General features: G+C 59.5%; 20 protein-coding genes and 1 pseudogene. All 21 read right to left on the bottom strand.

Going from position 1 to position 20,674, the window contains the following annotated elements; genetic code table 11:
• Positions 1–2: 2 nt before the first annotated feature.
• Complete coding sequence (locus BLU76_RS12105) at positions 3–308, bottom strand: STAS domain-containing protein (protein WP_053182985.1); 306 nt, start codon at positions 306–308, stop codon at positions 3–5.
• Positions 309–410: 102 nt separating this feature from the next.
• Positions 411–860, bottom strand: coding sequence for a flagellar export protein FliJ (fliJ, locus tag BLU76_RS12100; RefSeq protein ID WP_003199091.1), 450 nt, complete (start codon positions 858–860; stop codon positions 411–413).
• A gap of 6 nt (positions 861–866) precedes the next feature.
• A complete protein-coding gene (fliI, locus tag BLU76_RS12095) occupies positions 867–2,225 on the bottom strand; it encodes a flagellar protein export ATPase FliI (RefSeq protein ID WP_063322402.1) in 1,359 nt (452 codons plus the stop codon).
• Positions 2,215–3,060, bottom strand: a complete 846-nt coding sequence (fliH, locus tag BLU76_RS12090) for a flagellar assembly protein FliH (protein ID WP_092144959.1) — start codon at positions 3,058–3,060, stop codon at positions 2,215–2,217. Before fliH ends, fliI begins: the two co-directional genes overlap by 11 nt.
• A gap of 7 nt (positions 3,061–3,067) precedes the next feature.
• Positions 3,068–4,087, bottom strand: coding sequence for a flagellar motor switch protein FliG (gene fliG, locus BLU76_RS12085; protein WP_003199086.1), 1,020 nt, complete (start codon positions 4,085–4,087; stop codon positions 3,068–3,070).
• A complete protein-coding gene (fliF, locus tag BLU76_RS12080; RefSeq protein WP_092144961.1) occupies positions 4,080–5,864 on the bottom strand; it encodes a flagellar basal-body MS-ring/collar protein FliF in 1,785 nt (594 codons plus the stop codon). Before fliF ends, fliG begins: the two co-directional genes overlap by 8 nt.
• A 15-nt stretch (positions 5,865–5,879) precedes the next feature.
• Positions 5,880–6,206 carry a flagellar hook-basal body complex protein FliE gene (gene fliE / locus BLU76_RS12075; RefSeq protein ID WP_003199082.1) on the bottom strand — a complete coding sequence of 109 codons (327 nt, stop codon included), beginning with the start codon at positions 6,204–6,206 and terminating at the stop codon, positions 5,880–5,882.
• A gap of 200 nt (positions 6,207–6,406) precedes the next feature.
• The gene (gene fleR / locus BLU76_RS12070; protein WP_092222861.1) at positions 6,407–7,801 is read right to left on the bottom strand and encodes a sigma-54-dependent response regulator transcription factor FleR; all 1,395 of its coding nucleotides are present in this window, start codon (positions 7,799–7,801) and stop codon (positions 6,407–6,409) included.
• 5 nt (positions 7,802–7,806) lie between these two features.
• A complete protein-coding gene (locus BLU76_RS12065; RefSeq protein WP_092222859.1) occupies positions 7,807–9,015 on the bottom strand; it encodes a sensor histidine kinase in 1,209 nt (402 codons plus the stop codon).
• 110 nt (positions 9,016–9,125) lie between these two features.
• Complete coding sequence (locus BLU76_RS12060; protein ID WP_003199076.1) at positions 9,126–10,601, bottom strand: sigma-54 dependent transcriptional regulator; 1,476 nt, start codon at positions 10,599–10,601, stop codon at positions 9,126–9,128.
• Positions 10,602–10,769: 168 nt separating this feature from the next.
• Positions 10,770–11,066: a flagellar protein FliT gene (locus tag BLU76_RS12055; protein ID WP_092144965.1), complete on the bottom strand. Its 297-nt coding sequence runs from the start codon at positions 11,064–11,066 to the stop codon at positions 10,770–10,772.
• 11 nt (positions 11,067–11,077) lie between these two features.
• Positions 11,078–11,473, bottom strand: coding sequence for a flagellar export chaperone FliS (gene fliS / locus BLU76_RS12050; protein WP_092222857.1), 396 nt, complete (start codon positions 11,471–11,473; stop codon positions 11,078–11,080).
• Between the two features lie 131 nt (positions 11,474–11,604).
• On the bottom strand, positions 11,605–13,038 hold the full coding sequence (gene fliD / locus BLU76_RS12045) for a flagellar filament capping protein FliD (protein WP_092222855.1): 1,434 nt from the start codon (positions 13,036–13,038) through the stop codon (positions 11,605–11,607).
• 82 nt (positions 13,039–13,120) lie between these two features.
• Positions 13,121–13,486 (bottom strand): flagellar protein FlaG, encoded by a 366-nt coding sequence (locus BLU76_RS12040; RefSeq protein WP_092222853.1) that lies wholly within the window; start codon positions 13,484–13,486, stop codon positions 13,121–13,123.
• A gap of 72 nt (positions 13,487–13,558) precedes the next feature.
• Positions 13,559–14,410: a flagellin domain-containing protein gene (locus BLU76_RS12035; RefSeq protein WP_092222851.1), complete on the bottom strand. Its 852-nt coding sequence runs from the start codon at positions 14,408–14,410 to the stop codon at positions 13,559–13,561.
• A gap of 251 nt (positions 14,411–14,661) precedes the next feature.
• On the bottom strand, positions 14,662–14,931 hold the full coding sequence (locus BLU76_RS12030) for a hypothetical protein (protein ID WP_092222849.1): 270 nt from the start codon (positions 14,929–14,931) through the stop codon (positions 14,662–14,664).
• Positions 14,928–16,220, bottom strand: a complete 1,293-nt coding sequence (locus BLU76_RS12025) for a motility associated factor glycosyltransferase family protein (RefSeq protein WP_092222847.1) — start codon at positions 16,218–16,220, stop codon at positions 14,928–14,930. Before BLU76_RS12025 ends, BLU76_RS12030 begins: the two co-directional genes overlap by 4 nt.
• 83 nt (positions 16,221–16,303) lie before the next feature.
• Complete coding sequence (locus BLU76_RS12020; RefSeq protein WP_092222845.1) at positions 16,304–17,230, bottom strand: ketoacyl-ACP synthase III; 927 nt, start codon at positions 17,228–17,230, stop codon at positions 16,304–16,306.
• Positions 17,231–17,427: 197 nt separating this feature from the next.
• A complete protein-coding gene (gene pseI / locus BLU76_RS12015) occupies positions 17,428–18,480 on the bottom strand; it encodes a pseudaminic acid synthase (protein WP_092222843.1) in 1,053 nt (350 codons plus the stop codon).
• Positions 18,473–19,976 (bottom strand): annotated as a pseudogene (gene pseG, locus BLU76_RS12010) (UDP-2,4-diacetamido-2,4,6-trideoxy-beta-L-altropyranose hydrolase). Before pseG ends, pseI begins: the two are co-directional and overlap by 8 nt.
• Positions 19,973–20,674: a pseudaminic acid cytidylyltransferase gene (gene pseF / locus BLU76_RS12005; RefSeq protein ID WP_092222841.1), complete on the bottom strand. Its 702-nt coding sequence runs from the start codon at positions 20,672–20,674 to the stop codon at positions 19,973–19,975. The pseudogene pseG and the gene pseF overlap by 4 nt, the downstream one beginning before the upstream one ends.

The following is a 20,674-nucleotide window of genomic DNA, read 5'->3' as shown; positions in this document are numbered from 1 at the left end:
GATCAACTGATGTCGAACAGCTTGTCAAAATTGGAGATCGCAAGGATTTTCTTGACGTCGCTGCTGCTGTTGACGACCCGGATGTCCGACTCGTCGCCACCGGCATGATCACGTAACAGCAAGAGCATGCCCAAGGCGGAACTGTCGAGATAGGTGGCTTTCTTCAAATCCACCACAATGGACTCGGGCTTGTTATTGAGTCTCTCGTAAGACTCGCGAAACTCCTGGTGCCGTCCGAAATCGAATCGACCTTCGATCGAAATCGTCAATTTCTTCCCATCTTGGGATACTTCTGTAACGACTGACATGTTCAGCTTCCCTGTCATGGACATACGTGTACAAGGTGTAGCATCAGGTAGAGGTCTGAGCAAGGTTTTGCCTCGATCATCCGACAAAATCCTGGTTTCTCATCAATAGGGATTCTGACGCGGCAGGCGCTGGGACAACTCATCCAGCAGTTTCTGTTCGCGCTTGTCTTCCAGTTGCCGCGCCTCATCAATATAGCGCTGCACCAGTTTGCGCAACCCTTCGACCCGGGCAAACGCCTCTTGCCAGCTCTGACGGGCCTTTTCCAGGTTGTTCTGGTGCCAGACCAGGCTTTGACGCTGTTGGTCGATAGCGGTACCCAACTGCGCGAGGAATCCTTGGTAACCCAACAACCACTGCCCGGAAACCCCATGGGCGCCACGGGCGATCCACTGTTCCTGGTATTCGAGTCGAAAGTTTTCGAGGTCAGCCAGCTTGCTTTCGGCGACTTTGACCTGGCCCTGGAAATAGGCCAGTCGCTGGACGGCGGTCTTCTCGGCCTTTTCGGCCATGTCCACCACTGGCGCCAGGCGTGCCGCACGACTCGTGGCCATGGCCGGTTACGTGCCTGAGACCGGGGCGAAAATAGTCTGCAAGTGCGCTTCGCTGGCGCCCATGCCGATGTTGTCGTTCAGGCTCTGGCGCAGATAAACGGCCATGGACGGGTAAAGACTGATGGCGGTGTCGGTCTCGCGATCACCGCCGGGGACATAGGCGCCGACGCTGATCAGGTCGCGGCTTTGCTGGTAGCGCGACCAGTACTGCTTGAACTGCTGGGCTCGCTTCATGTGTTCGGCACTGATCACCGACGGCATGACCCGACTGATGGACGCCTCGATGTCGATGGCCGGGTAATGCCCTTCTTCGGCCAGGCGCCTGGACAGCACGATGTGCCCGTCGAGTACGCCCCGGGCCGAGTCGGCGATGGGGTCCTGCTGGTCGTCGCCTTCGGACAGCACGGTATAGAACGCGGTGATGGAACCGCCGCCCTTTTCCGCATTGCCTGCGCGTTCCACCAGTTTCGGCAGCTTGGCGAATACCGAAGGCGGATAACCCTTGGTGGCCGGCGGCTCGCCGATGGCCAAGGCGATTTCCCGCTGAGCCTGGGCGAAACGGGTCAGAGAATCCATCAGCAACAGGACGTTCTTGCCTTTGTCGCGAAAGTACTCGGCAATGCGCGTGCAGTACATGGCTGCCCGCAGGCGCATCAATGGCGCATCGTCCGCTGGCGAAGCCACCACCACCGAACGCTTGAGCCCTTCCTCGCCAAGAATGTGCTCGATGAATTCCTTCACCTCACGACCCCGCTCGCCGATCAGTCCCACCACGATGATGTCGGCCTCGGTGAAACGGGTCATCATGCCCAGCAGCACACTCTTGCCCACCCCGGTACCGGCAAACAGGCCCAGGCGCTGGCCGCGTCCGACCGTCAATAAACCGTTGATGCAGCGGATGCCCACGTCCAACGGTACGCTGATGGGGTCGCGCTTGAGGGGGTTGATCGTCGGGCCGTCCATCGGCACCCAATCTTCGGCCTTCATGCCGCCCTTGCCATCCAGGGCACGCCCGGCCCCGTCCAACACGCGCCCGAGCATGCTCATGCCCATGGGCAGGCGACCGTTATCGGCCAGGGGCACCACGCGCGCGCCGGGCGCGATACCGGCGACACTGCCCACCGGCATCAAGAAAACCTTGCTGCCGGAAAATCCCATGACTTCGGCTTCGACCTGCACCGGGTGGTAGCTGTCGTCGTTGATCACCATGCAACGGCTGCCCATGGCGGCACGCAGGCCCTCGGCTTCGAGGGTCAAGCCGACCATGCGCAGCAGGCGACCTTCCAGGATCGGTTGGCCGGCCAGCTCACTGGCCTCGGCGTAGCTGCCCAGGCGCTTGCCGAAGCTGGTTCGCTCAAGGCGCATCGCGGCTGTCCAGTGCAGAAGCGTCCAATTCAGGTACATCCAAGCCAGCATCGGCCGGCGCGGTATCAGCGCTGATCAGGGGTTCGTCCGGCAACTCCAGGCTCAGGTCGGGAGCGGCCGGATGCAGGGCCTGTTCGTGCAACTGGTCGAACAATTTGGCCATGATCTGGCTGATGCGGGTTTCAACGGTTGCGTCGATGCGGCTGTGTTCGGTTTCCACACGGCAACCGCCGGGCAGCAGCGAAGCGTCCTCGACGATACGCCAGGTTTCTTCATGGCGTTCGCGCAGGGCCTTGACCAGCTCGAAGTCCTGGGGATTGATGTACAGCCGCACATTGCCCACGCCCAATGGCAACAACTTGAGCGCTTCGCGCATGACATGTTCGATCTGGGTCGAATCGATGGCCAGTTCACGCTGGATGACTTGCCGGGCAATGTGTTGCACCAGCCCGACCAGGGATTTCTCGATCTGGGTGTCCTGCTCGGCGATGGGGTCGAACAGGTTGAGCATCAGCGATTCCAGCGCACGTAGCTTGGCCGTCAGCGCCACGTCGGCTTCCTGGCGGACCTTGAGCGTGGTGCTGTGGAAGCCTTCCTTTTCACCCACGGCAAAGCCTTCGTTGTAGGCCTCCTGGCGAATGCTCTCGACTTCCTCGAGGGTCAGTGGCTGGACTTCTTCCAGCGGCACTTCCTCCGGTTCCGGCAGCTCTTCCACCGGTTCCGGCTCAGGCTCGGGAACATGGGGGTCGAAGCTGGGCAGCGACCAGACGTCGAAACCACCGACGTCACGGGCGCGGATCAGGTCGCTGGGTGCTTCATCACTCTTGGCAGACATAACGACCTTAGATCATCTCTTCGCCGCCCTTGCCACCGAGAACGATCTCCCCGGCTTCGGCCATGCGGCGGGCGATGGTGAGGATTTCCTTCTGTGCGGTTTCCACGTCGCTGACGCGTACCGGGCCCTTGGCCTCGAGATCGTCGCGCAACAGTTCGGCCGCCCGCTTGGACATGTTCTTGAAGATCTTTTCCTTGACGCCTTCGTCCGAGCCCTTGAGGGCCAGTACCAGCACGTCGGACGACACTTCGCGCAACAGCGCCTGGATGCCACGATCGTCGACATCGGACAGGTTGTTGAACACGAACATGAGATCTTCGATCTGACCGGACAGGTCTTCGTCGAACTCGCGAATCGAGTCCATCAACTGACCTTCGATCGAACTGTCGAGGAAGTTCATGATGTCCGCCGCGCGCTTGATGCCGCCCAGGGTGGTGCGCGAGGCATTGGAGTTGCCCGAGAACTGCTTCTCGAGGATCTGGTTCAATTCTTTCAGCGCCGCCGGCTGCACGGTGTTGAGCGAAGACACCCGCAGGATGATGTCCAGGCGCACCTTGTGGTCGAAATTACCCAGCACTTCACCGGCCTGGTCCGGGTCGAGGTAAGCCACCACGATCGCCTGGATCTGCGGGTGCTCGTAACGGATCACGTCGGCAACCGCCCGCGGTTCCATCCACTTGAGGCTGTCCAGGCCACTGGTGTTGCCGCCCAGCAGGATCCGGTCGATCAGGCCATTGGCCTTGTCCTCGCCCAGTGCCTGGGTGAGCATCTTGCGCACATAGTCGTCGGAACCGACGCCCAGGCTGGTCTGATCGCCGACGATGTCGACGAACTCACTCATCACCTGCTCGACCTGCTCACGGTGCACGTTACCCATCTGCGCCATGGCCACGCCCACGCGCTGGACCTCCTTGGGCCCCATGTGGCGCAGCACCTGGGCAGCGTCGGTCGAACCCAGGGACAGCAGCAGGATCGCGGCTTTGTCGACCCGGGACAATTTGGCAACAGCGGCTCGATTATCACTCATCTGCGTTAATCCACTCTTTCACGACCTGGGCCACACGACCCGGATCTTCTGCCACCAGACTCTTGATAGCGTTCAACTGAGCGTCATAGCCTTCGCTCGGGCTTGGCAGCAGAATGCTCTGCGGACCGCCGAGGCTGACGCGATCGTTGGCCAATTCGCCATCCAGGCCGCCCATGCCTCCCAGCTCGACATCGCCGAAAGCTGCCAACTGCTTGTTCTTGCCGCCACCGGTGATGTTGTTGAGCACCGGACGCAGCACGCCAAACACCAGCACCAGGATAAACAGCACACCCAGTACTTGCTTGACCACATCCCAGAACCAGGGTTGCGAATAAAACGGAATATCGGCGATCACTTCACCGCGCTCCAGGGAGAACGGCACGTTGATCACGCTGACGCTGTCGCCGCGGCTGGCGTCGAAACCGACGGCGTCCTGCACCAGGCGAGTAAAGCGCGCCAATTCGTCGGCGCTCCATGGCGCACGACTGGTTTCGCCGTTGGCCGCGTTGACCTTGACCTGATCGTCCACCACCACGGCGACCGACAGGCGGGTCAAACGGCCCTGCTGCTGCTTGGTGTGGCTGATGGAGCGGTCAAGCTCGAAGTTCTTGGTCGACTGCTGACGCTTGTCGGCCGGATACGGCGCCAGCATCGGCTGGCCGGTGGCCGGATCCATGATCTGCTGGCCATTGGCATCGATCAGCGGCTGCCCAGGCTGCACCATGCCGGCGGCCGCGGTGGCGCCACCGGTGGTCTGCGGCGCGCTGGCCGGCGATGGCGGCTGGTTGCTCAGGGCACCCGGTACGCCTTGCGGGCCATTGCTGGCGGTACGCTGTTCATTCACCGACTGTTCGCTGCGCAACGCCGGTTGGTCCGGGTTGAACTGCTCGGAAGTGGACTCGACGGCGCTGAAATCCACATCGGCCGACACTTCGGCTTTGTAGCGATCGTTACCCAGGATCGGTTGCAGGATGTTGTGCACCCGCTGGGTCAGCATGCCTTCCATGCGGCGGCTGTAATCGAATTGCTTGCCGGCCATGGTCAGTTCGGAGTTTTCCGCCTGATCGGACAACAGGTTGCCTTTCTGGTCGACCACGGTGATCTGCGATTTGCTCAGTTCGGGTACGCTGGTCGCCACCAGATTGACGATGGCCACGACCTGGCCTGGCTCCAGGGAACGGCCCGAATACAGCTCGACCAATACCGAAGCGCTGGGCTTGCGTTCATCGCGCACGAACACCGAGCTTTTCGGAATCGCCAGGTGCACACGGGCGCCCTTGACGTTGTTCAGGCTGGAAATGGTCCGCGCCAGCTCACCTTCCAGGCCGCGACGATAACGGGTCGCTTCCATGAATTGGCTGGTGCCCAGGCCCTGGTCCTTGTCCAGGATCTCGAAACCGATGTTGCCATCGGTAGGCGTCACGCCAGCGGCGGCGAGCTTGAGGCGCGCACGGGCAACGTCATCAGCCTTGACCAGCAACGCGCCGGAATTGGGTTCGACGGTGTAAGGAATGTCGGCGGAAGCCAGGGTTTCCATGACTTGCTTGGCGTCCATGCCCGCCAAGCTGCCATACAGCGGCCGGTAGTCCGGCTGCTGGGACCACAGCACCACGGCAAAACCAATCGCCACGCTGGCAGCCAGGCCGACCAACAGGCCCACCTGACGCAGCATGGTCATCTCGGAGAGATTTTCCAGGAAGGACAGACCGAACAGCGGCGGTTTGCCGTCTACCGGAGTGGCCTTGGCCGGAACGTTATCAACGGCTGCTTCTGCCATGACTCAATAATTTCCTTAAACCGGCATCTGCATGATGTCTTGGTAGGCTTGAACCAGTTTGTTACGAACCTGGGTCAACGCCTGAAACGAGACACTGGCTTTCTGCGAGGAGATCATTACGTCCGTCAGGTCGACGCCACTTTTGCCAATCTCGAAAGCACTGGCCAACTGGTTCGATGCCTGCTGGGTATCGTTCACTTTATTGACGGCCTGACCGAGCATGTCGGAAAAGCTGCTGCCACCCACCTGGGGGACCGCGACCGATTTAGGCTGGGCCATGGCGTCCATTTGCATGGCCCGCATGTCCAACATCAACCGATTAAATTCAATACCTTGGCTCATGGTCTACTCTCTCTGGCGGCCCGCATTTTTTTGACACTTACTCAGCGGGTATTCAGGTATTAGCAACAAGGGTGCCAGCTCCATGGCGATGGAAAACAAATGCGCGCACTGCCTCATTGTGGGAGCGAACTTGCCCATCACATCACTGACCCGCCGCTATCGCGAGCAAGCTCGCTCCCACAGCGGGGTCTTATGCTTATTCAACTGGCGAACAGATAAGCCTCGACATCCATGCCGGCGTCGCGCATTTGCGCCAGCTTGTAGCGAAGGGTGCGCGGGCTGATCCCCAGGCGTTCGGCGGCCTCCTTGCGACGACCGCGTTCGGCGCGCAGGGTGTCGATGATCATCTGGAACTCGCGACGACGCAGGTCGTCTCCCAAGGCGCCGGCCGACTCGCCTTCCACTTCCACCGAGGGGGCAAAGGCCGCTGCTGGCACCGGCGACAGCGCAGGCAACGGCGCGCAGGCCACCGGCCCCGCCAGGCAGAAATCCTCCGGCTGGATCAAGCCACCCTGCTGCAGGATCAAGGCCCGCTGGATGGCGTTATCGAGCTCTCGGACATTCCCCGGCCACGGGTAGGCAACCAGACAAGCCCGGGCTTCGGCTGAAAGCCGGGCCGCCGCGTGCTTCATTTTATTGACGTGCTTGTTCAGCAACCGCTCGGCCAGCGGCAGGATATCGGCGGTGCGCTCGCGCAACGGACGCCAAGCCAGCGGGAATACCGACAAGCGGTAATAGAGGTCCTCACGAAACCGTCCCGCCGCCACTTCGCTGGCCAGATCGCGGTTGGTGGTTGCCACCACGCGGATATCCAGGCTGATGGGCTTGCGCGCGCCGACCCGCTCCACTTCCCGCTCCTGCAACACCCGCAGCAACTTGGCCTGCAAGCCCATCGGCATTTCGGAAATTTCATCGAGCAGGATCGTGCCACCGTCGGCCTGCTCGAACTTGCCGGCCTGGGCCGCGATGGCGCCGGTGAACGAGCCCTTTTCGTGACCGAATAGTGTCGCCTCGAGCATGTTGTCGGGAATCGCCGCGCAATTGATGGCAATGAACGGTTCGCTGGCGCGCCGGGACTGCTGGTGGATATAGCGCGCCAGCACTTCCTTGCCCGTACCGGACTCGCCGGAAATCAACACGGTTGAATCGCTACGCGCCACCCGCGCGGCCAATTCCAGCAGTTGCGCACTGGCCGGTTCGATGGCCACCGGGCCTTCGCCCTCGACCGCGAGGCTGCCCAAGGCATGGCGTGCGACCAGGTCCAGCAGTGCTTTTGGCTCGAACGGCTTGACCAGGTAATCCGCGGCGCCCTGGCGCATGGCGTCCACCGCGCGCTCGACGGCGCCGTGAGCGGTCATCAGCAAGACGGGCAGTTGCGGCTGACGGGCACGTAACAGGCCGAGCAATTGATGGCCGTCCATGCCCGGCATATTGACGTCACTGACCACCAGGCTGAACGCTTCGCGCCCCACCGCCAGCAGCGCCTCTTCCGCCGAACCGACGGCGGCGTAGTCGTGCCCGGCCAGCACCAGGGTATCGGCCAGCGCCTCGCGCAGGGCCCGGTCATCCTCAACCAGTAACACCTTGATCGCCATTGCTTTCACTCCACCCCTGGCGCATTGGAAAACAGCGGCAAGCACACCGTCGCACAGGTGCCACGGCCCAGCCGCGAGCGCAGTTGCAATTCTCCCTGATGGGCACGTGCCACAGCCTTGACCACGGTCAGGCCCAGGCCGGTGCCAGTGGTCTTGGTGGTGAAGAATGGCTCGCCCAAGCGCGCCAGCACGACCGGCTCGATACCACTGCCGTTGTCGCTGACACACAGGCGCAAGGTGTGATCGCGTGTATATAAGTGCACTTTCAGCCGGACGTCGCCGCCGCTGGCCTGGATCGCGTTTTCAATGAGGTTCAACACCGCGCCCACCAACGTGTCGCGGTTACACAACACTTCGCCGACGTGACTGTCGCACTGCCAGCGGATCGGCAGCTCCTGTACATGGGTCAACGCCGCGGCCTGCAGTGATTGCAGCAAGGCCTTGGGGGTGACACGGTCGGTCAACGGCAACTCGCCGCGAGCGAATACCAGCATGTCCCGCACCTGGTGCTCCAGTTCGTGCAGGCGCTCTTTCAAGCGTCCGGCGAAGCGTTGCTGGGTTTCCATCGGCAATTGCTGTTCAGTCAGATGACTGGCATAGAGCAGCGCGGCAGAAAGCGGCGTACGAATCTGATGGGCCAGCGACGCTACCATCCGCCCCAGGGAAGACAAGCGCTCGTGGCGAGCCAACTGGTCTTGCAGGTGCCGGGTTTCAGTCAAGTCATTGAGTAGCACCAATTGCCCAGGCTCGGCGTCCAGCGAGCGCGTCGAGATGGACAGGCGCCGACCGTCCTTGAGGGAGACCTCATGACCATCGTCGTCCCGGGGCGCAAAGCAGCGGGCGATGACGTGCCGCCACAGCTCGCCTTCCAGGGGCAGGCCGAGCAACTCGCAGGCCGCCGGGTTGGCTTCGCGCACACGGCCGTGGGCGTCGATGACGATCACGCCACCAGGCAACAGGTCGAGGAGATTTTGCAGACGATTGGCCAGGCGCTCCTTTTCCGCCAGCTCCTGCATGCGCTGGGCGCTGACCACGGCCAGCTCACCCTTGAGCTCGGTGACCCGGGCTTCAAGCAGGCTGTAGGAATCCGTCAGTTGGCTGGACATCTGGCTGAACAGCGAAAATGCCTGCTCAAGTCCAAGCCGGCTTGCCTGCTCGGCGGAGGGCATGTGTCCCGGCTCGGGGACAGGAGACATCTGGGCGACTTGGGTCATCGTGCTCTCTCGCTTGGCTGACCGTCAGTTAAACGGAACGTTGCGAGGGCTATAGCAATACCCGTGCCGAAAAAAAACCGCCTGAAAATCAGGCGGTTGGAAAACAGGCGTCAATCATCCGCCTGTTCATCTCCTTCGCGACGGCTCATGCCGTACTTGCGCATCTTCTCCACCAGGGTGGTGCGACGGATGCGCAGGCGTTCTGCGGCGCGGGCCACGATGCCGTTGGCATCGTCCAGCGCCTGCTGGATCAGCCCTTGTTCAAGGCCTCCCAGGTAATCCTTGAGATCCAGGCCTTCGGGCGGCAGCAAGGCATTGGCGGTAAAGTCCGGCGTGTGACCGTTGATGGCCACCCGCTCCTCCAGGTCGCTGCGCAGGCTGTCGACCATTTGCTCGTCTTCGTCGTCGACGTAGCGGAATTTCTTCGGCAGTTCGTTCACGCCAATCACCCCGTACGGGTGCATGATCGCCATGCGCTCCACCAGGTTGGCCAGCTCACGGACGTTACCCGGCCAGCCATGGCGACAGAGGGACATGATCGCCGCCGAGTTGAAGCGGATCGAACCGCGTTTCTCGTGCTCCATGCGCGAGATCAGTTCGTTCATCAGCAACGGGATGTCTTCGACCCGCTCACGCAGCGGCGCCATTTCGATCGGGAAAACGTTAAGACGGTAATAGAGGTCTTCGCGGAAACTGCCAACCTCGATCATGCTCTCGAGGTTCTTGTGCGTAGCGGCAATGATGCGCACATCAACGCTCTGGGTCTTGTTGCTGCCTACGCGCTCGAAGGTGCGCTCCTGCAGGACCCGCAACAGCTTGACCTGCATCGGCAGCGGCATGTCGCCGATTTCATCGAGAAACAGCGTACCGCCGTTGGCCAGTTCGAAACGCCCGGCGCGGCTGGTGATCGCGCCGGTGAAGGCGCCTTTCTCATGGCCGAACAGTTCGCTTTCCAGCAACTCGGCCGGGATCGCGCCACAGTTGACTGGCACGAACGGCGCTTCGCGGCGCTTGGAGTGGTAATGCAGGTTGCGCGCGACCACTTCCTTGCCGGTGCCCGACTCGCCGAGAATCAATACGCTGGCGTCGGTATCGGCGACCTGCTGCATCATCTGGCGCACGTGCTGGATCGCCCGGCTGGTGCCGACGAGGCTACGGAAGAGATTGGGTTCGCGATGCCTGCCACGCTCGCGGGCCTGGTCATACATCTCGCGATAAACCTGCGCGCGATGCAGAGAATCCAGCAGCTTGCTGTAGCTGGGCGGCATTTCGAGCGTGGAAAGTACCCGGCGGCGCTGGTCTTCAGGCAAGTCAAGGGAAGAATTTTCGCCCATTAACAAAACCGGAAGGAACTCATCCCAGGTTGAGAGTGTCTTTAGCAAGCCCAAAAGCGTTGCGGGAGCATTTACGGTCCCGATAAGGACACAGATGACTTCACGACTGGACGACAATGAGCCGACAGCCTGCTGCCAGTCATGGCTTCCGCAGGGTAAATTTTCTTCACCAAGAAAATTTAGGATCACCGCCAGGTCGCGGCGGCGGACGCTATCGTCATCGATCAGGAGAATTTTGGTTTCACGCCACATGCAATAGCAACTTCCCTAGTCAACCCAATGCCCGAAATTAGGGGCAAGCTAGACGCTTGCAGACTTGTCATGCCTGTAGACGCCTTAAATCTGTAAACAGCTACTAGTTAAGTCAAAAAACCGTGCACAGTCAAATTTATGGCGCAACGGGCTCGGATTAACTGAGCATTAACCGAACAGATGGTAAACCTTTGCGGCGTTCTGTGCTTGATGGATCTGTTGCATCTCGTCGACGATCGCCTGACGCTCTCCCGTCGCAGCCTCCAGCAATTGCCGATAGACCCCTAGCAATTCCTCAAGATTGATCCGCAACGCCGCCTCGTCCACCTGAGGCTCACCCAGGACGTCTTCCATGCAGGAACGGCACGCCAGGTCCAACTGACCGATGGCCTCCCAGTTACGCGCTGCCAAAGCATCGACCAGGGCGTCACGGGTTTGTTCTATTCGCTGCAAGACAAGACTCATGAGCGTACTCCTTAGAATTGCGGACCAGGTGGCGCAATGCCGTCCCAGCCTTCCTTGACCGTGCGAAGCAGATCGGCGACTTCGTCGAGGATCTTCGGATCGGTCTTGGCATTGGCTTCGGCCAGGCGCTTCATCATGTAGGTGTAGAGAGCATCCAGTTCGGCTACCGACTCAGCCTGGTTCTCCAGGTCCAGGCCTTCACGCAAGCCGCCAACGATACCGATAGCCTTGCTGATCAGTACGCCTTTGTTGGCAATATCCTTGCGTTCCATCGCACCCTTGGCCTGGGCGATACGGTCCAACCCGCCCTCCATGAGCATCTGCACGAGACGATGGGGACTTGCTTCGGAGGTTTGCGCCTGGGCGCCAATCTTCTGGTATTGGCGAAGGGCTAACATCGGATTCATGTTCTACCTCATCAAAAAACTTCGGTTCGTATAAACAGCGTATCGACACTGCGTCAAAAAACTTTAGGTCGAAAAGCCGAAAGCCCGGAGCGCTGTCAAATCGCTGCCGGGCTTTTTGCATCGGTCGAAAATCAGCTGTTCTTCTGTTGTGCCGTCAATGCTTCGAACATGGAAGTGATGTTGCTGGCGGTGGCTTTCAGCTTGCCGACCAAGGTATCCATGTCGTTGTACTTTTTGGTCAGCACAGCAGTCAGGGTCTCGATCCGACGGTCCAAGGCCAACTGATCTTCGCCCAATTTCGCCTTGAGGATTTCAAGATTTTTGGAGCGTGCCGTCAGGATGTTATCGACAGGCTTGCCGTTGGAATCTTTTTTGCCAGTCTCAGTGTAAGGCTTGAGCGCGTTCTGCATACGCTCGATCAAACCGTTTTCACCGGTGAACAGCGTCTGGACCTCTCCCCCCAACTGCTTGGTGTTCAAGGCTTCGGTGAATTTCGCGCTGTTGAAATCAAGCGCACCCGTTGTCTGGTTGGTGGTGATACCCAACTGAGACAGTACGGTGAGCTTGTCGCCCGCTCCTGTTTCGGACAAAGGCGCACGAATGGCCGCCAACAGAGAACGCGGCAACGAGTCGCCCGTCAGCGCTGCCGGGACCGAATTACCATTAGCGTCCGTCGAAGGCTTGGTCAACGAGGTGACTGCCTTGGCAATGGCATTATAAGCATCGACGAATTTTTGGATCGAAGCTTTCAGGCCATCGGCGTTGGTGGCGACGGTGACAGTCGTCGGTCCGGAACCGGCGACGAGCAATGTCATATTCAAACCAGAAATAACATTATCCAACTTGTTGGTTGGACTGGTCATCGACAGCCCATCGACCGTAAAAACCGCGTCCTTGGCGAGGCCGATTGATCCCGAAGAGGTTGCACTAGGCGTCCCCATCTCCACGGAGCCGTTGGCAGCCAGGCTGGCAATACCGCTGAGCGAAATATCACTGCCTGCGCCAGTTTTTGTCGATCCCACCACTAAACGGGAACCAAAATTGTCCGTGACGATGTTGGCAGTCAAACCACTGGAAGAATACTTGCTATTGATCGCGTCTCGAACCGACTGCAGCGTCGCGTCGGCCGGAATATCAAGCGTGTAATCCTTACCACTTTGACTAATGGTCAGCGTGCCAGCCTCTACGGCACTGGAAGCGCCACCGGCGAACGCGGCGGTGGCGACTTTTGATGACGTCGCCAACTGAGTGACGTTTACCGCGTAAGTGCCGCTTACCGCCGAGTTGCCGGCCGTCACCGTCAAGGCACTGTTGTTGGCCGACGTGGCAGCAACTCCGGTGAACTGAGGGGTGGTCGTGCTACCCAGGCTTTCAAGCGCGGACTGAAAGGTAGCCAGCAACGACTTCAGGGTGCCGATCCCTGAAATATTGGCCGTGTTGGTTTTGGTGGCGCGGTCGATCTGACCTTGCTTGGCCGCCTTGTCAGAATCAACCAGTGCCTTGACGATAGCAGTGGTATCAAGGCCGGAGCCTAAACCCAAGCCAGGTAGAATTGGACTTGCCATGTGAGACTCCCTTCAGTGTGTCGCCGGTCTTTTGACCCTTACAACGCCCAAAAGAACATAACAACAAAATTCGTGCCGGTTGTCAGGCTTCTGCGCTGAACAACAAGCTGTTTGCATCATTCAAACTATTGGCCAGTTTCAGAACTTCTTCATTCGGGATCTGGCGAATCACTTCACCGGAACCACTGGCGATCACTTTAACGACTACTTTGCCTGAAGGCTCATCGATCGAGAACTCCAGGTTGCGCTTGACCGACTGAACGAACTTCTCGATTTCCTGAACGGCCTTCTTCAGTTTGTCCTGCTCAGCAGCAGCATCCTTAGGGGCTTCTTTGACCGGAGCTACCACCGCAACCTCGGCCCGAGGCTTCTCCACGGGCTTATCGGCCACACTGGGCGCCGGTTTCACCGCCGGATAAGACAAGTTCAGCTTCACGCTCATATCCATGTCCATCACCTCTTGAACGGAAAAAGCGAGAGAGTACGCAAGCGCACTCCCCCGCTAAAACTCATCCAGCTATTACTGAAGCAGCTTCAGTACAGCGGATGGCAACTGGTTGGCCTGGGCCAGAACCGAAGTGGAAGCCTGTTGCAGAGTCTGCTGCTTGGTCAGCTGGGCAGTTTCAGCAGCGAAGTCGGTGTCTTGTACGCGACCCAGTGCAGCGGCGGCGTTTTCGTTGACGTTCTGCAGGTTGGAGATGGTGCTGGTCAGACGGTTTTGTGCAGCACCGAGGTCAGCACGGCTGGCGTTGATGGTTGCCAGAGCGGCATCGATCGCGTCCATTGCAGCAGAGGTGCTGGCTTCGGCGGTGGCGCTGTCGTTACCAGTGATGGTAACAGTTGCAGAATCAACGCTCAGGGTCGCTGCGTCGAAGCCGCTATCGAGGGTCAGGGTGATCTGGTTGGTGGCACCAGTGTTGGAACCGACCTGGAAAGTCATAGTGCCAGCGGAACCGTCGATCAGGTTCTTGCCGTTCAGGTTGGTCGACTCGGCGATACGGGTCAGTTCGTCCGACATCTGAGCAAATTCTTTGTTCAGAGCTTCACGGTCAGCGGTACCGTTGGAGTCGTTTCGTGCCTGGACAGCCAGTTCACGCATACGCTGCAGGATGTTGGTGGATTCCTGCAGAGCACCTTCAGCGGTCTGAGCGATGGAGATACCGTCGTTGGCGTTTTTGATCGCAACAGTCTGACCGCGAATTTGCGAAGTCATACGGGTAGCGATTTGCAGGCCGGCGGCGTCGTCTTTGGCGCTGTTGATTTTCAGGCCGGAAGACAGACGGGTCATCGAAGTGGACAGTGCATCGGAAGCCTTGTTCAGGTTCTTTTGAACGTTCAACGATGTGACGTTGGTGTTTACTGTTAAAGCCATGACGAATTCCTCGTTGGTTGGGTACTGCGGCTTCCGGCCCTGGCAACCGCCGGGTGTGGCCTAGAGAACCTTCGTAATAGTTATCGTCGTAATCGGAACTTGCTTTAGCAGAATTTTCAAAATTTTTGCCATCAGGGTGCCACCCCTCATAAATCAAGGACTTGGCCGCCGTGCAAAGGTAGAAAAATGGCGTCAGGGAAACGCCGCCGATGTCGCTGGAGATGAATGGCAGCGGTGCGGTGGCAAAAAAATCATAACGACTGATCAGCGGTCAGCAGTTGGACCCACTCGTACTCCAGATAATCGGCCAAGGAGATCCAGTTCTGCGCCTGCTGATCACCCAGCATCAAGGCAAGTAGCGTGTTCCATGACGAGGGGACATCGCCCGGCATCGATTCAACCAAGGGCTGAGCCGATTCGATCAACACGACCATTGCCAATCCCGCCTCAATGTCCCTTCCGAGACGAAACAGGCGTGCGCATTCGCGGGCGTCATCAACCACCCCTTGAAGCGGGTTCATTGCACATACTCCGGGTGGAAATCAGTGCCCGCAATCATAGCCCCGTCCCGACTGCTGTTATGGAAACGCACCTGGGGGTTACCGGCAATAAAACGCTCCAGCTCGCAGAGGTAACCGCGGAAGTTGAGCTGGGTCTTGACTCGCCGGCCATACCCATCGAACACCCAATGCCTGGACGCGGCCAACTGCGGTCCCAAGTCACCGTCCCCCCAACCTGCATGAGTCTTGTCATGGGGAAAGGCAAAATCAGCACCGAAGAGCGTGACCTGCGCAGCCCCCATTTTCACCGCCAGATCGACAGCCGGATGAATCACGCTGCCGCCTACATGGAGTTCGGCCCGGCGCAACAGTCCCCGCATCTGAAGGTAGATGGGACTCGAAGAGTAACCGGCGTAACGCGGCCCCTGCCAAGCCCCGATCACCAACGGGTCGGCCATCGGCAGATAGACCAGGGCAATGGCGTCCGTACTTTCGGATGGAAGATGACGCGCCGAGATACGCTGGTCGATGCTGACCACGATATCCGGGGTAATGCCACGATCGATCAACGGTCGGTAAGCAGTATCGACACAAATCAGCAACGGTCGCTCGGTTTGTTTGCTCAGACGACGCAGTTTCTCGAAGTGCTGTTCGAGACTGGGGCCGGTAGCAACGACAAACGCCTCACGCCCGTTCAAGGTGCCGAACAGCTCGGCAACGTCACGATCTTCACGCACAAGACTGAAAGTCGACTGCAAGCGCTCGACAATCTCAGGGGACTGCGGATCGAACGCGCGGTTAGTGAAGTCCAGATGAATTTCACTGATCAACCGATCACGAATCTTGGCGCTGTAATCATCGGCCAGCACCAATTCGGCGGGAAGAGCGAAAAATGGCAGTTGGATTTCCGCCAGATCACCGGCATAGAGCAGCACCACTCTCGGATCGGCAAGCCAAGGAGATTGATCCAGCACCTGCAGCACCAGGGCGAATACCGCACCGTTGAGGACATGCACAAATAACCGTTCAAGTCCGGCCCGCTCCAGCAAGCGATTCTGCAGATCGCCGAGCCCGGTACCATAGACATGCACAATGGAGGCATCTAACGCCACACTGGCGGCTTGCTGGTCCGCCTCGGCGAGACGGTCATGCCGGCTGGTCAGTTGGATACCATTGACGCTCAACGTCGACCCAAGCCCCTCTACCAGATCGACTTGCAATCCACCGACATCCTCCATCGACAAGCGCTCAGCCAAGACTGGCCAACGCTGCTGGATTATTTGGAGATTGCGCTCGAAGAACTCGCTCATGGTGTCTCGCTTTCGCGTCAGGCAAAAAAATAGCGTTCAAGGTTACACCTTGGACGCCATTTTTGTGCCTGGGTTTTATTGGCTCACGGGCGATAGATGATCGCCGAGCCCCATGACAGGCCCACACCGAAACCGCTCAAGGCCACGCGCTTCCAATCGGAATCGAGCACATGCTTCTCCAGCAGCAGTGGAATGCTCGACGACACGGTGTTGCCGGTCTCGACCATGTCCTTGATGAACTTCTCCGGCTCGCCTTCGAAGCGCCGCGCCACGGCATCGACAATCGCCGCGCTGCCCTGGTGAATGCAAAACGCATCGATATCACTGGGCTGCAGGTTGGATTCGGACAGTAGCTCATGCAAATGAGCCGGCACCTTGAGCAACGCAAAGTTGAACACCTGGCGACCGTTCATGAAGAACACACCGTCGCTGACCTTGAGGTGCGGCGCACCGGAACCGTCAGTGCCAAACTTGGCCTTGCCCAGTTGCCACGGCGCATCTTCACCCATCCAGGTGGCGGTGGCGGCGTCGCCAAACAGCATCGTGGTGTTGCGGTCTTCCGGGTCGACGATCTTCGAATACGGGTCGGCGGTCACCAGCAAGCCATTCTTCAGGCCAGCGGCCTCCATGAAGCCCTTGATGGCGTAGATGCCATAGACATAACCCGAGCAACCCAGGGAAATATCGAACGCCGCCACCGTAGTGGGCAGGCCGAGCTTGTCCTGGACGATGGCGGCCGTGTGCGGCAAGCCTTCTTCATCGCCGTTCTGCGTAACGACGATCAGCACGTCGATGGATTCGCGTTTCAGGCCGGGATTGTTGGCAAACAGCGCATTGGCCGCTTCTACACACAGGTCCGAGGTTTCCTGCCCGTCATCCTTGCGTGGCAAGAAGGCCGAACCAATCTTGCCAAGGATGAATTCTTCATCCTTCTCAAATTTTGCACCTTGTGCGTAATTGTCCACGCCGGCTACAGGAACGTAGCTCGCAATGCTTTTTATGCCAATCATTACGGCTTCCCAATCAAAAACAGCCCAATACCACCGCTCGCAAGGAATCGAGGGGCGCCGACAAGCGGGAAGTGTAAAGGGCTATCACTGGTCCTGATAAGGGCCAGGCGCCATCTTCCCGGTCAATACAATACAGTGAAGATGCGCGTTATGACTCGCAGGTCACGCGATTTTGCTGATTAAGCTCGATCATAAAGCTAGTGCACCAGCGACCAGGCCAGAGGTGTACCCCGCGTGATCGCCTGGCGAGCGCGACGGCCCATCAGGGATTCGGCATGTTTGGGCGCCAGCCCCAAGCCCGGGCGAATGGCCCGGACGTTCTGCGGTGTAAACACATCGCCAGGGCTCATGTCCTGCGTTACGTACAACGAACGACGGAAAACCAGCGATTTGCGCTCAGCCTCCGTCACGCCATAATGCACCTGCCCAAGCGCCTGCCAGGCGCGCTCGGTTTCAATCACCAGCGCCGCGAGTTCCGCCGGTTCCAGGGAGAAACTGGCGTCGACTCCGCCAGCGGCGCGGTCAAGGGTGAAATGTTTTTCCACCACAGTCGCCCCCAACGCCACGGCGGCGACAGACACCCCAACGCCCATGGAATGGTCCGACAAGCCCACTTCACAGCCGAACAACTCTCGCAAATGAGCGATGGTGCGCACATTGCTGTTGACTGGCGTGGCCGGATAAGTGCTGGTGCATTTAAGCAGCACCAGATCCTTGCAGCCGGCTTGGCGGGCAGCACGCACGGTGTCGTCGAGCTCGGCGATGCTTGCCATGCCGGTAGAAATAATCAACGGCTTACCGGTGGCAGCGACCCGGCGGATCAGCGGCAAGTCCGTGTTCTCGAAACTGGCGATCTTGTAGGCCGGCACCTCCAGGCTCTCAAGGAAATCCACGGCTGTCTCGTCAAACGGGGTCGAGAACGCCAGCATGCCCAGCGCCTTTGCCCGGGCGAAAATTGGCGCATGCCACTCCCACGGTGTATGAGCCTTTTCGTACAAGTCATAAAGCGAGGTCCCGGCCCACAGGCTGTTGGGGTCCTTGATGAAGAACTCACCTTCGCTCAAATCCAGCGTCATGGTATCGGCGGTGTAGGTCTGCAGTTTCAAGGCGTGGGCACCGGCTCGGGCGGCGGCCTCGACGATCTGCAACGCCACCTCCAAGGACTGGTTATGGTTGCCGCTCATCTCGGCAATGATGAACGGTGGCACCTGCGCCCCGATGCTGCGGTGGCCAATCTTGAAACTACTCATGGGGGTGATCCTTCAATACACGCGTAAACACGCAGGTACCTTGAATAAAACCGGCCTGTCGAAACAGGTTCAGGGATGCTGGGTTGCCGGGTAATATTTGCGCAGTGAGAGTCCGTAGTTGAGGCCAATGGGTGGTGACAAAGGCTTCGCCATGGGCCAGTAGCGCCCTGCCCCAACCAAACCCCAGGCGACTTTCGAACAGATAAATCGACACCAGCGCCTCGCTGCCTTGCAAGTCATACCGTAAGGCGCCCACGGGCCCGTCCGTGGATTCGCCGATCAGTAACAGACGCTGTGCGTTGACCAGGCTTGCTTGTAGCCATTGGCAATGGCGGTCCCAGTCAATGATCGACGTATCCAGCGATACGCGGCGCACGGCCTCGGCGTTACGACCGTCAAAAAGCAGCTGGGCGTCGGCTTGCGTGGCCGGGCGAATCTGGAGCAAGGCACCGGCCAGCGTCGCGGCGACCCTTTTTGCGCCCAAGCCATCGACCAATTGCCGTGAGCGCTGGGCCAAACTACAGCGCATGCCGTGATTGTCCGCAACGAACCCAATGGCCTGGCGCAACTGCTCGACGCTGACCGCTTCCCGAGGACCGAGATACACGTGTGCGCCGAACGTCGCCATCACCTCGCCATTGGCCTGTTGATTGTTCGACACCGCAATGCAAATTGTCGGCAGCCCCATTACGGCGCGTTCCCAACTGGTACCATCACCGGCGCCAATGAACAGGTCGGCCTCGAACATGAGCTGATGAAAGTTACGCACGAAGCTGTGCAACCGCCAGCGCGGCCGACTCGCCACCATCGCCTGCATCTGAGCCCAGGCCGGGTTGTCGGCTCCGGCGACAAAATCGACGTCAAGATTATGAAAATCCACCATCGCCCGCATGGCGTGATGGGTTTGCATCGCTGCATCAAACCCGCCGAAGTTAACCAATACCCTTCTGACCTTGGGTTTTGGCTCAATCGCCCGAGCACAAAACTCATCACGCAACAACGCGTACCGCGGCCCCAGCAGTGTCTGGCAATGCTCCGGCAATAGCCCTGCGTAGGCGGCCCGGGTGCCGGACAGGTTCTGATTGAGCAGTAGATCGACGCTAGGGATGCGTTGCCAGGTCGTCCAGGGCCATGATCCTGGGCGCAAAGCGCCGTGCGGCGGTTTGCCAATGATGATCCAGGCCGTAGTGGTCGACGATGATCCAGTCGAAACCCCGCTGACCGCTCAAGGCCTGTTCCAACGCAGTGATATCCGCCTGCCAGGGCAGCAACGACTCGATCGCCTGTAGCGGATCCTCGTCGGGATAGAGATCCGGCAAGGCAAAGGTTTCGAAGCCTTCGGTTGCCAATGCCTGTAATCGATGCCCTGACAGCAAGCGACAGGCAAACGCGACATGCGCCCCCTGCCCGCGCAACTCGCGAGCCAGCGTCAGGCAGCGAGCAATGTGCCCGCTGCCAATGGTTGGCGAAGCGTCCGCGCGAATCAGTACCCTCATTGCAGCTCCCCGCCTGCTTTCAAGGCCGCGTAGAGATATTCAGCCCGCTTCCAGTCTTCAGGGGTATCAATGTCTTGCACCAGATGGCGGGGCAGGATCACCGGCAAACTCTTGGACGAAAATAGCACGTCCCCCCGTAACCATGCCTCCCGGCGCCCCCAGTAGAATTGGCCGGCGTCCTGAAACGCTTGGGGCAGGTCCTGGGAGCGAGTGTCGCGAAACTGCGGATAGAGCGGGGTCAGCGCGCCCTGCTCATCCAGGGTCAAGGCCCGTTGTACGGGAAAACCAAAACCGGACACTGAAAACGCGAACGACTTGTCAGGGTGCTCGCGCAGCAACTCAAATCCCTCACGCAGGAAACGCATCTGCAACAGCGGCGCGGTGCCATAGATACAACAGGCAAAATCGAACGACTGCTCGCGCAACTCGCCCACCGCATGGGCGATCACCGCTGCCGTCCCGGTGAAATCATCAGCCAGCGCGGACGGACGCATAAACGGTACCCTCGCGCCGTGAACCTGCGCCAGCTCGGCGATTTCTTCGTCGTCGGTGCTGACGATCACCTCATCGAACAGCCGCGACGCCAGGGCCGTGCGAATCGAGTGGACAATAATGGGTACGTCAGCGAACAGCTTCAGGTTCTTGCGCGCAATCCGCTTGCTGCCGCCCCGGGCGGGAATGATCGCGATGGCGTTCAC

Origin of the sequence: Pseudomonas sp. NFACC08-1 (assembly GCF_900106735.1) — a bacterium.
In the GTDB taxonomy this organism is placed as follows: domain Bacteria; phylum Pseudomonadota; class Gammaproteobacteria; order Pseudomonadales; family Pseudomonadaceae; genus Aquipseudomonas; species Aquipseudomonas fluorescens_Q.
This window is presented reverse-complemented; position numbering and strand designations above follow the sequence as displayed.

What these genes read in the sequence shown, in the direction of transcription:
- BLU76_RS12105 (WP_053182985.1), bottom strand. Translation starts at nt 308, where the DNA reads ATGTCAGTCGTTACAGAAGTATCCCAAGATGGGAAGAAATTGACGATT.
- fliJ (WP_003199091.1), bottom strand. Translation starts at nt 860, where the DNA reads ATGGCCACGAGTCGTGCGGCACGCCTGGCGCCAGTGGTGGACATGGCC.
- fliI (WP_063322402.1), bottom strand. Translation starts at nt 2,225, where the DNA reads ATGCGCCTTGAGCGAACCAGCTTCGGCAAGCGCCTGGGCAGCTACGCC.
- fliH (WP_092144959.1), bottom strand. Translation starts at nt 3,060, where the DNA reads ATGTCTGCCAAGAGTGATGAAGCACCCAGCGACCTGATCCGCGCCCGT.
- fliG (WP_003199086.1), bottom strand. Translation starts at nt 4,087, where the DNA reads ATGAGTGATAATCGAGCCGCTGTTGCCAAATTGTCCCGGGTCGACAAA.
- fliF (WP_092144961.1), bottom strand. Translation starts at nt 5,864, where the DNA reads ATGGCAGAAGCAGCCGTTGATAACGTTCCGGCCAAGGCCACTCCGGTA.
- fliE (WP_003199082.1), bottom strand. Translation starts at nt 6,206, where the DNA reads ATGAGCCAAGGTATTGAATTTAATCGGTTGATGTTGGACATGCGGGCC.
- fleR (WP_092222861.1), bottom strand. Translation starts at nt 7,801, where the DNA reads ATGGCGATCAAGGTGTTACTGGTTGAGGATGACCGGGCCCTGCGCGAG.
- BLU76_RS12065 (WP_092222859.1), bottom strand. Translation starts at nt 9,015, where the DNA reads ATGACCCAAGTCGCCCAGATGTCTCCTGTCCCCGAGCCGGGACACATG.
- BLU76_RS12060 (WP_003199076.1), bottom strand. Translation starts at nt 10,601, where the DNA reads ATGTGGCGTGAAACCAAAATTCTCCTGATCGATGACGATAGCGTCCGC.
- BLU76_RS12055 (WP_092144965.1), bottom strand. Translation starts at nt 11,066, where the DNA reads ATGAGTCTTGTCTTGCAGCGAATAGAACAAACCCGTGACGCCCTGGTC.
- fliS (WP_092222857.1), bottom strand. Translation starts at nt 11,473, where the DNA reads ATGAATCCGATGTTAGCCCTTCGCCAATACCAGAAGATTGGCGCCCAG.
- fliD (WP_092222855.1), bottom strand. Translation starts at nt 13,038, where the DNA reads ATGGCAAGTCCAATTCTACCTGGCTTGGGTTTAGGCTCCGGCCTTGAT.
- BLU76_RS12040 (WP_092222853.1), bottom strand. Translation starts at nt 13,486, where the DNA reads ATGGATATGAGCGTGAAGCTGAACTTGTCTTATCCGGCGGTGAAACCG.
- BLU76_RS12035 (WP_092222851.1), bottom strand. Translation starts at nt 14,410, where the DNA reads ATGGCTTTAACAGTAAACACCAACGTCACATCGTTGAACGTTCAAAAG.
- BLU76_RS12030 (WP_092222849.1), bottom strand. Translation starts at nt 14,931, where the DNA reads ATGAACCCGCTTCAAGGGGTGGTTGATGACGCCCGCGAATGCGCACGC.
- BLU76_RS12025 (WP_092222847.1), bottom strand. Translation starts at nt 16,220, where the DNA reads ATGAGCGAGTTCTTCGAGCGCAATCTCCAAATAATCCAGCAGCGTTGG.
- BLU76_RS12020 (WP_092222845.1), bottom strand. Translation starts at nt 17,230, where the DNA reads ATGATTGGCATAAAAAGCATTGCGAGCTACGTTCCTGTAGCCGGCGTG.
- pseI (WP_092222843.1), bottom strand. Translation starts at nt 18,480, where the DNA reads ATGAGTAGTTTCAAGATTGGCCACCGCAGCATCGGGGCGCAGGTGCCA.